The sequence below is a fragment of the Pantoea sp. R102 genome, from assembly GCF_004916815.1.
GTDB lineage: Bacteria > Pseudomonadota > Gammaproteobacteria > Enterobacterales > Enterobacteriaceae > Pantoea > Pantoea dispersa.
The window spans coordinates 1-9,098 of record NZ_SDFT01000289.1 but is presented as its reverse complement, the minus strand read 5'-3'; the positions used below and the strand labels follow the sequence as shown (position 1 = coordinate 9,098).

Annotated in this window: 9 protein-coding genes and 1 pseudogene; 4 read left to right on the top strand and 6 right to left on the bottom strand. The window is 57.7% G+C overall.

What is annotated here, in order from left to right; translation table 11 throughout:
- From ERD80_RS21905 to ERD80_RS21895, 3 genes are all read right to left on the bottom strand, one after another.
- Positions 1-617: cupin domain-containing protein (locus tag ERD80_RS21905; RefSeq protein ID WP_211145612.1), on the bottom strand; the 617-nt coding region annotated here is incomplete at its 3' end.
- A gap of 344 nt (positions 618-961) precedes the next feature.
- Positions 962-2,161 carry an FAD-dependent oxidoreductase gene (locus tag ERD80_RS21900; protein WP_136548537.1) on the bottom strand — a complete coding sequence of 400 codons (1,200 nt, stop codon included), beginning with the start codon at positions 2,159-2,161 and terminating at the stop codon, positions 962-964.
- A gap of 90 nt (positions 2,162-2,251) precedes the next feature.
- Positions 2,252-3,286 (bottom strand): aldehyde reductase, encoded by a 1,035-nt coding sequence (locus ERD80_RS21895; protein WP_136548535.1) that lies wholly within the window; start codon positions 3,284-3,286, stop codon positions 2,252-2,254.
- Positions 3,287-3,394: 108 nt separating this feature from the next.
- On the opposite strand from ERD80_RS21895, the gene ERD80_RS21890 reads away from it, so the two are divergent.
- Entirely contained in the window at positions 3,395-4,327 is a 933-nt protein-coding gene (locus tag ERD80_RS21890; protein WP_058781557.1) for an AraC family transcriptional regulator, read from the top strand.
- Between the two features lie 23 nt (positions 4,328-4,350).
- Here the strand turns inward: ERD80_RS21890 and mgrA are convergent, their stop codons facing one another.
- Positions 4,351-5,385: an L-glyceraldehyde 3-phosphate reductase gene (gene mgrA / locus ERD80_RS21885; protein WP_021508994.1), complete on the bottom strand. Its 1,035-nt coding sequence runs from the start codon at positions 5,383-5,385 to the stop codon at positions 4,351-4,353.
- Between the two features lie 169 nt (positions 5,386-5,554).
- Here mgrA and ERD80_RS21880 point away from each other — a divergent pair, with 169 nt between their 5' ends.
- Positions 5,555-6,454, top strand: a complete 900-nt coding sequence (locus tag ERD80_RS21880; protein ID WP_058770278.1) for a LysR family transcriptional regulator — start codon at positions 5,555-5,557, stop codon at positions 6,452-6,454.
- 392 nt (positions 6,455-6,846) lie between these two features.
- Positions 6,847-7,137, top strand: a complete 291-nt coding sequence (locus ERD80_RS21875) for a hypothetical protein (RefSeq protein WP_058770280.1) — start codon at positions 6,847-6,849, stop codon at positions 7,135-7,137.
- 24 nt (positions 7,138-7,161) lie between these two features.
- Here the strand turns inward: ERD80_RS21875 and ERD80_RS21870 are convergent, their stop codons facing one another.
- The gene (locus ERD80_RS21870; protein ID WP_136548533.1) at positions 7,162-8,589 is read right to left on the bottom strand and encodes a trehalose-6-phosphate synthase; all 1,428 of its coding nucleotides are present in this window, start codon (positions 8,587-8,589) and stop codon (positions 7,162-7,164) included.
- Between the two features lie 172 nt (positions 8,590-8,761).
- A pseudogene (locus ERD80_RS21865) lies at positions 8,762-8,857 on the bottom strand (LacI family transcriptional regulator); the annotation flags it as partial.
- Positions 8,858-8,907: 50 nt separating this feature from the next.
- Between ERD80_RS21865 and ERD80_RS21860 the strand changes: the two are divergent.
- Positions 8,908-9,054 carry a hypothetical protein gene (locus tag ERD80_RS21860; protein WP_248295888.1) on the top strand — a complete coding sequence of 49 codons (147 nt, stop codon included), beginning with the start codon at positions 8,908-8,910 and terminating at the stop codon, positions 9,052-9,054.
- The last annotated feature ends 44 nt before the right edge of the window (positions 9,055-9,098 follow it).

The window sequence follows — 9,098 nt, the reverse complement described above, 5'->3', positions numbered from 1 at the left end:
GCCGGCACGCCAAAGTTTTTTGCCAGCACTTCAGGCGGGATATGTTTGAACCAGTCGCTGAGCAGAAAGGTACTGTCTTCATCGAAATTACCGTTGTCGAAGGCCAGCAGGAATTCGCAGCCGTCCGGCCCGAGGCCCTGAATTGAGTGCGGCACGTTCGGCGGGAAATACCATAAATCGCCCACGCCGACGTCATCGACAAACCAGCCACCTGCGGTATCCAGCGCGGTAATGCGCGCATTGCCGTACAGCATGTAGGCCCACTCACCCTCTTTGTGCCAGTGCAGTTCGCGGATGCCCCCCTTATCCAGCCGCATATCGACGCCAGCGATGGTGGTGGAAATGCCCAGTTCGCGCTGCGTCACCTGGCGCGTCCAGCCGCCGCTGCCCTTGCGCACGTGCGCATCGCTAAACGAAAAGCGCAGGTTGGGTAATGTGCCGCTGTCGGTTGCTGGCGGATCGACCAGATCCGGATTCAGCGCTTCGCGCACCGGATCGTGCGGGCCTGGGTCGCGCGGATGGTTGGGATCATTCGCCGGATAAGTCGCCACCTTGCCGTCGTGGGCATGGACCTTGCCGGCCGCCAGCGCCACGGTGCCACCCGCCGCGAAGGCCATAAAGCTTCTGCGAGATAAGTTTTCCAGTTTCATACCTGCTGTCTTCCTCAGTTTCTTATGGTTTGTGTCATGCCCCTTAACCATAATCAAACTGTGGCTTCCGCCAACCTTGTGTCACCGCTGAAATCAATAGAAAACCTTTATCATCGCGTAATCCCGCTATTCACCCGCCACACGCCATTTACGCTTCGTTGAGATCGCGTTGACGTTCAGGTTATATCTGCCGACAAATAAGGCACAAAGTGATTAAATCCCCTCCCTGATTAAGCAATTTTTTTAATGATAGCCCGCCGAAAAAGTTAATTTAATGTTACAAAAGCATCGCAATTGCAATAATTACCCGGCTACGTTTTTTCTCCGGCGAGACGTGGCCGTTCCGGGCGGAAACCCATGCCAATCAATCGGCCAAACAGATGGCGTAAAAACGGATAGCGGCTGATGAGCTGCGGAACCTTACTGGGCGTGGTACGCGGGCGCTTGCCGCTGCTCATTTTGATCTGCAGGAATTGCGTCGCCACCGTCGGAAACTGCCGCCGCCGCTGCACGTTCTCCAAATCCCGCAGCGTGAGCGTGCCGTTTTGCAACGGCCGCGACAGATAATTGGCGCTGGCCACCGCGTCCTGAATCGCCAGGTTCACGCCCACGCCGCCAATCGGTGACATCGCATGTGCGGCATCGCCAATGCACAGCACGCCGGGCTTCATCCATTTGTCCAGCCGATCGATACGGATGGATAACAGACTCAGCTGCTGCCAATCCTGCAGCTGCGCCATGCGCGCCACGCTGAGCGGCGCAACCTCTGCCATGCGGTTTTTCAGCGCGTCGAGCCCGGCCTGCTTCAGCGCCTCGAATTCGCCTTTCTGAATGGTGAATCCACACTGCCAGTATTCGCCGCGGTCAATGACGATGAAGTTTTGCTTCGGCCCCTTGTGGCCCATCCCCAGCTCGGGGTCGTCCGGCTGTTTATCCAGCCGGAACCACACCACATCGCGTGGAGCACCGAAGCTTTTACCCACCAGCCCGGCTTTCTGCCGCACCGCCGAGCGACGGCCATCAGCGCCTATCACCAGCGGCGCGTGAATTTCGTGACCTTGTAACGTTTTCACGCCTGCGATTACGCCATCCTGATAAAGAAAATCGTCAAAACCGGTGGATTTCAGCAGCGTGAAACCGGGATAGTGCGTCGCCTGGGCGGCGAGGAAAGTGAGGAAGTCCCACTGCGGCATGAAGGCGATAAAACGGCAGCGCAACGGCAGACGGGAGAAATCGGCCATGGTGATCTCCTGCCCGCCCACTTCCGCCTGTAACTTTTCCGCGCGCTGATGCGGCAGCGCCAGCAGCGCGTCGAGCAGACCCAGCTGGTGCATGATCTCCAGGGTTGAGGGATGAATGGTGTCGCCGCGAAAATCGCGCAGAAAATCGGCGTGCTTCTCAATCACGACCGCGCGCAGGCCAGCGCGCGTCAGTAAATAGGCCAGCATTAAGCCGGCCGGACCGCCGCCGACGATACAGCAGTCGGCGTTTATCACCTGTGGAGACGGCATGATATCCTCATCAATCGCTATATATGATAATTGTTATCATTTATATAGCATCTGCGCGTCACCAGGGTGATGATAAATGCCGCAGTCAGACTAGTGGTTTGCTACCAGCCCCAGCGCAATCAGGCTGCGCGCGGTGGCAAGAATGGCCTCCTGCGGACTGCGGGGGTGCCAGTTCAGCAGCCAGCCAGCTTTAGCGGCGCTGACGTTCATATCAACGCCCAGCAGTTTTACCATTCCCGTCATCAGCGGATTTTGCGCTGCCGCCGCCCGCACCATGGCGTCACTCATTGGCTGCAGCGAAACCTTCTCTGCTTCTGCTGCCAGATGGGTTTTGAGCGTGCGCGCCACCTCAATAAGCGGCAGGCTGTGCCCCGAACTGGCAAGGAAACGCTGCCCCTGCGCGGCGGTGTGGGTCATCGCCAGCACGTGCAGACTGGCCACGTCACGCACATCAACAAAACATGAATTGATGTCAGGACAGCCTGGCTGCCCCTCCAGTAGCTCCTTCACAATGCGAATCGAATGTGAATAGTCAGCACCCAGCACCGGCCCCAGCACCGACACGGGGTTCACCGTGGTCAGTTCCAGACCGTTACCCTGCTCAGCAATAAACTGCCAGGCGGCGCGTTCTGCCAGGGTTTTCGATTTCTGATACGGCCACACATCGCCGCTGACATCGCTCCAGTCGCGCTCGGTAAAGGGGCGCGGATGGTCCGCTGGATGTCCGATACCGACCGCGCCAAACGCCGAGGTCAGCACCACACGTTTAACGCCTGCATCGCGCGCGGCGCGCAATACGCGCAGATTTCCTTCAATCGCCGGATTCACCCAGTCAGCTTCGCTTACCTGGTTGCCGGTCGGGGTGGGAGAAGCGCCATGCAGCACGAAGCGACAGCCCGCCACCGCGTCTTCCCAGCCCGCGTCTGCCGTTAAATCGGCAACGATAAATTGCAGCGCCTCACCTGCGACCACCCCGGCCTGTAACAGATGCGCCCTGACTTCTGCTTCACGTTCGGCATCACGTAAGGTGGTTCGCACCTGATAGCCCTGCTGCAGCAGCGCAATAATGCAGTACTGAGCGATAAACCCGCTGCCACCGGTAACCAGAACTTTGTCATTACTCATTTTTCTTCCTCATCACAAGCATCGTTCATTCGACGCGCTCTACGTTAAGCGGCGGAGGGCGGATTTTGAATGCTTGCCAATGCACTTTACTTGCGTGATAGTACAGAAATGAGCCTTGACCCCTTTTCCGACATTCTGCGATTCGTTCGCGCTGAATCACTGCTGACCGGCGGTTTTACCGCGGGCGGACGCTGGGCGCTGCGTTTCCCTGCGCCCGATAAAATTAAATTCTTCGCCATTATCAAAGGCAGTTGCTGGGTCATACTGGAGGGCGAATCTGAACCGTTCCACTTTGCCACCGGCGACGTCGGCTTGCTGAGCGCTAAACGCGCCTTCGTGCTGGCCAGCCATCCGGACGAACCGCCGGTTGACGCCATGAGCGTGTTTTATGGCGCAGGAAAAGGCCATGCGCCGATTGGCAGCGGCGAAGATTTTGTCCATATCGGTGGCCATGTATTGCTTGATCCTGCCAGTGGTCGTTTACTGACCCACGTATTACCTCCCTGGATTCAGGTACCGGCGGCGTCACCGCAGGCGGCATCATTCCGCTGGGTGCTGGATCAACTGGTGCAGGAAGGCCAGCATGTCCAGCCGGGATCGCAGCTGGCAACGGCCCAGCTGGCACAACTGCTGTTCATCCAGATTCTGCGGGCGCATTTGCAAACCAGCAGCGCACTGCCCGCCAGCTGGCTGCGGGCGCTGAGCGATGCGCGATTGGCACCGGCGTTACAGCGGCTGCATGGCGATCCGGCGCGCAACTGGCATCTGGACGAGCTGGCGCGTGCCTGTGCCATGTCGCGCACCCGTTTTGCCCAATATTTTCGCCAGGTGGTCGGCATCACGCCGATAGCCTATCTGACGGCGTGGCGCATGCGGCTGGCGGAGCGTGCGTTGCAGGAGGAAAATGAGGCGGTGGCCGTGGTAGCGCAGACGCTGGGTTACGCCTCAGAGAGCGCCTTCAGTCATGCTTTTAAGCGTGAAACGGGTCAGTCACCCAATGCATTTCGCCGCGCCGTGCGGTTACAGCAGGCGCAGCGATAAAGCGCGCCGCGTTGCGCCGGGCATTATTTAAGTTGGGAAGAGACGCGCCACATATCCACCCCACCTTCGGTGGCGTAGCGATCAATATCCGCCAGTTCCTGTGCCGTAAAGGTCAGGTTGTCCAGCGCGCGCAGGGAATCGCTTAACTGATCAACCGTGCGGGCACCAATCAGCGCAGAAGTGACCCGCTCATCACGCAGCGCCCAGGCGATCGCCATCTGCGCCAGCGTCTGACCGCGCGCTTCAGCAATCGCGTTGAGCGCACGAATTTTTGCCAGGTTCTCTTCGCTGAGCATGGCAGAAAGACGCGGATCGCTGCCGCCGGCGCGCGCGCCCTGCGGTACGCCGTTGAGGTATTTACTGGTCAGCATGCCCTGTGCCAGCGGTGAAAAGGCGATGCAACCGCTGCCGAGCTCCGCCAGCGTATCGAGCAGCCCGTGCTCAATCGTGCGGTTTAGCATCGAGTAATTGGGCTGATGAATAAACAGCGGCACTTTCTCATCGGCCAGAATCGCAGCGGCCTGACGCGTCAGCTCTGGCGAATGGGAAGAGATGCCGACATACAGCGCCTTACCCTGACGATGCAACTGTACCAGCGCGCCCATGGTTTCTTCCAGCGGCGTATTCGGATCAACGCGATGGCTGTAGAAGATATCGACATAATCCAGCCCCATGCGGCGCAGGCTGTTATCGCAGCTGGCAATCAGATGTTTGCGGGTGCCGGTCGGGCCACCATACGGACCCGGCCACATATCCCAGCCGGCTTTGCTGGAGATGATCAGTTCATCACGATACGGGGCAAAATCCTGCGCCAGCCAGCGGCCAAAGTTTTCTTCAGCCGATCCCGCTGGCGGACCGTAGTTATTAGCCAGGTCGAAATGGGTAATGCCGTTATCAAACGCGTGGCGCAGGATCGCTCTGCCGGTCTCAAACACGTCAACGCCGCCAAAATTCTGCCATAGCCCCAGCGAGATCAGCGGCAGCACCAGGCCACTTTTGCCGGTTTTACGGTACTGCATGTTGGTCTGATAACGCGCTGGCGATGCAACATAACTCATAACAGATTCCTCTCATTAAATGCCGCCGTACAGGTGCACAGAAGACATTGTTCTGCCTTCCTGCAAAACCGCGCGGCGAACAGGCGATTGCCGGACAAATTTTTACCGCGTATCGTTAATCTGTAAAATTCATTATTGTGATTAAATTCATCTTTTATGGAGATAACTGATGGAATTGCGCCAGATGCGGCACTTCATCGCCGTGGCGGAACATGAAAATTTCACCCGCGCCGCACAGAGTATGCATATTGTGCAATCGGCCTTGTCCACCTCGATCAAACAGCTGGAGGAGGAACTGGGCACGCCGCTTTTTATCCGCTCCACTCGCCAGGTGCGCCTGACCATGGCCGGGAAAGTGTTTCTTGATTACGCCAGAACCATCGGCGCCTTTGTCGAAAAAGCGTCGCAGGAAGTGGCAGCGATCGTGGCGCTTAAGACCGGAACCCTGTCGATTGGCACGGTGCAAAGCGTGCCGCCGTTTATCGATCTGCCGCAATTACTGGAAACCTTTATTCGTCGCTTTCCGGATTTTGACGTCAAGCTGTGTCAGGGATCATCGGCGAAGCTCAACGCAAAAGTGCACAATCAGCAGATCGATCTGGCGATTATGCCGGTGGAGGAAGTCTCCGACCGGCTGTCGTCGCGCATCATCGCCTGCGATGAAATCGTAGTAGCGTTCGCCGCCGATTATGCCGGATTCACCGCGATGCAGCCGGACGTCACCATGGCACAACTGGCGCAGCAGTCGTTTATCGATTTCGAAGCCGGCCAGGGCACCCGCAAGGTGAATGACAACAGTTTTGCCCTGCAGGGGCTGAGCCGCAAAGTGACGTTTGAAGTCAGCGATCTGGAAACCCTGCTGAGTCTGGTTGAGCGCAATATGGGGATTGCCCTGCTGCCCGAACAGGTAGTGAAAGCGCGCAGCACGACGCTGCATTATTGCCGCATTAGCGACGTTGATGTGTGCTGGGAATTGGCTGTGGCCTGGCTCAGCGATCGTCCCGGCAGTATGAACGTCTACGACCGGCCAGTGCAGGAGTTTATGGATATTCTGGGCAGCAGCGATTAGCGCCGGGGCGGGTATCGGTGCAGGATGACGGCGGCAGCGCTTGTTATGTTTTAACGAATCGACAGTCAGCCATGATTCGGTCGCCATCAATGGCGACCCTACCGGGAAATTGCACCCTCACTGTAGGGTGCGCATTAATGCGCACCGCTATTAATATCTGATTCAAGCCACTGTTTGTCAGGGATTATGTGGCTAAAAACCCGTGCCACTCGCACTCCCGCCTGTACAGAAGCGCTTTTGTTGTATAAGTTTAAGGGTGCTGTCGGGGAAACATTTCGCTCAGCAGGTCACACATTTCCGACAGAGGAAGAGCGACACTATCAGTCGTTGATTAGGCTTTGGTTTACCTGCACCAGGCAATGCTAAACGCAACGCGGATACTGAGAGCTTTTATGTATAGAAGTGAAGATGAAAAACTGGCCGACATTGTCATGGGTGATGCCGTGCTGCAGCTGTTGAAACGCGCCGAACCGGTAACCACTACCGCGCTGCTGGAAAAGCTACGCGCAATGGCGGCAACGGAAACCGATCCGGCACGCCAGCGCGCGTTTCGCTATGCGATTGCTGAAGTGCAGAACAGCAAAAGTGCGCCACAGGGCGAAGCGGTGGCGTTAAAAGGTAGCGATAACGTGACCCATATTTTTCGCAACCGTGATAATACGGGCAAAAACACCCGACATTAGCCCCGCTCTGTCCCTGCCTGCTTATCAATAACGTAACCGCCCGCTTATGCCTGCGCCCGACAGGTGACGGCTACACAGCTGCACACTCTCCGGCTGCGGCTCATCCATTAACAGGGCGAGGAAGCTGTCGGCCCACCAGTGACAATCATAGCGGTGCAGATTATTCAGCAAGCGCGCATGACGGTTCTGACGATCGCTGAGCGGCAGCCGCAACGCCGTATGGATAGCATCCGCCATTGCATCAGGATCGTAAGGATTAACGATCAGCGCGCCATCCATCTGTTCGGCCGCACCCGCGAACTGCGACAGAATCAGCACGCCGGGATTCGCGGGATCCTGCAGCGCAGCATACATTTTCGCCATCAGGCTCATGCCCGCCATCAGTGGCGTCACCAGCGCCACCCGCGACGCGCGATACAGCCCGGCCAGCTCCTCACGGCGATAATCGTGGTTGAGATAGCTGACCGGATACCAGTTGAGCATACCGTGCACGCCATTAACCTCACCGCACAGATTTTCCAGATTGTGGCTGATCGCCTGCTGCCGGTGCGGGTGTCCGCTGGCAGCAGAAGCCAGCTGCAATAACATCATGTTGCCCGCATAGTCGGGATGATGGCGCAGCAGCACTTCCAGCGCGCTGATGCGATACGGCAGACCTGCGCTGTCATCGAGATGACCGCCGCTCAGCACCGTGTTGGCCGGCAAATGTTCGCGGCTCTGCTGTTCCATGTACTGGCAGCTGTTGCTCTCAAGTAACGCCTGAACCTCAGCCAGATCGATCCCGACCGGAAACACGCCGGTGGTGATAATGTGACCGTGCACGCGCAGGCGGTTCCTGCCTAAGCGTTCAGCGCGAAACTCGCTCTCCAGCCACAGCAGAAAGTTATTCATATCCTGCGCGGTCTGGAAGCCAATCAGGTCGCAGCACAGCAGCGACTCTGCCAGGCTGCGCCAGTCAGGGATCGCTTCAAACAGCTGACCGGACGGAAACGGCTGATGTAAAAACAAACCGATGCGGTTAGTTAAGCCGGTATCACGCAGCATTTTTACCGTTGGGATGAAGTGATAATCCTGCAGCCAGATCACATCGTCCGGCATGGCATATTCGGCGATGGCGTGGGCATAAGCCGCATTCAGCTGGCGATAGGCCTGGAAGCTGGCGCTGGTGAAACGTGCCAGGTCCGGACGCTGGTGAAACACCGGCCACAACCCCTGATGTACGTAGCCGTGATAGCCCTCTTCGTATTCTGCGCGCGTCAGCGCAAACTGCAGCCTGTCGTATTCATTACCCTGCTGAAAGCTAAGCGTGCGCGCCGCTTCCTGCGCAGCGACGGTACGTTGTCCATCCCAGCAGACCCACAGGCCACCGCGTCGCGCCATCAGGCGATCGTAAATGGCTGCCAGCGTGGAAGACTGATGCTGATTATGTGTGACCAGAATAGTGCCGGGCATGATGTTTCCCTTTGAGGTTAAGGCGCGCCACAGTGCCGCCTGCTGCGCTGATTTAACCGCCGGCAATATAAAAAAGGCGTAAAGAAAACCTGCGCGGATATAAAAATCCGGCAAAGATCAGCGCCAGTGTGTGGAAATCACCCCGGTGCCAAAGGGAAAAGGCTTGCAGCGATCAGTGACGGATGGCGCAGCCGCACTGCGACATTTCGCCAGGCACATATTTGCCGTGATGCGAATGGCGCACCTGCAACTCACCCTGCTGCCAGGCGCGGCTCCACATGGCACCTGAGCAGCTGGGCACCGCGCCGTGATTTACTGGTGACGGAAGCCCTGAACCGGCTGCTGGATCAGCGTCCGGACCACAGCCGCGCCTGGCAGCAGGGTGAGTTGCAGGTGCGCCATTCGCATCACGGCAAATATGTGCCTGGCGAAATGTCGCAGTGCGGCTGCGCCATCCGTCACTGATCGCTGCAAGCCTTTTCCCTTTGGCACCGGGGTGATTTCCACAC

Coding starts and splice junctions, on each gene's coding strand:
- ERD80_RS21870 (WP_136548533.1), bottom strand. CDS start 8,589: ATGCCCGGCACTATTCTGGTCACACATAATCAGCATCAGTCTTCCACG.
- ERD80_RS21875 (WP_058770280.1), top strand. CDS start 6,847: ATGTATAGAAGTGAAGATGAAAAACTGGCCGACATTGTCATGGGTGAT.
- ERD80_RS21895 (WP_136548535.1), bottom strand. CDS start 3,286: ATGAGTAATGACAAAGTTCTGGTTACCGGTGGCAGCGGGTTTATCGCT.
- ERD80_RS21890 (WP_058781557.1), top strand. CDS start 3,395: ATGAGCCTTGACCCCTTTTCCGACATTCTGCGATTCGTTCGCGCTGAA.
- ERD80_RS21900 (WP_136548537.1), bottom strand. CDS start 2,161: ATGCCGTCTCCACAGGTGATAAACGCCGACTGCTGTATCGTCGGCGGC.
- mgrA (WP_021508994.1), bottom strand. CDS start 5,385: ATGAGTTATGTTGCATCGCCAGCGCGTTATCAGACCAACATGCAGTAC.
- ERD80_RS21880 (WP_058770278.1), top strand. CDS start 5,555: ATGGAATTGCGCCAGATGCGGCACTTCATCGCCGTGGCGGAACATGAA.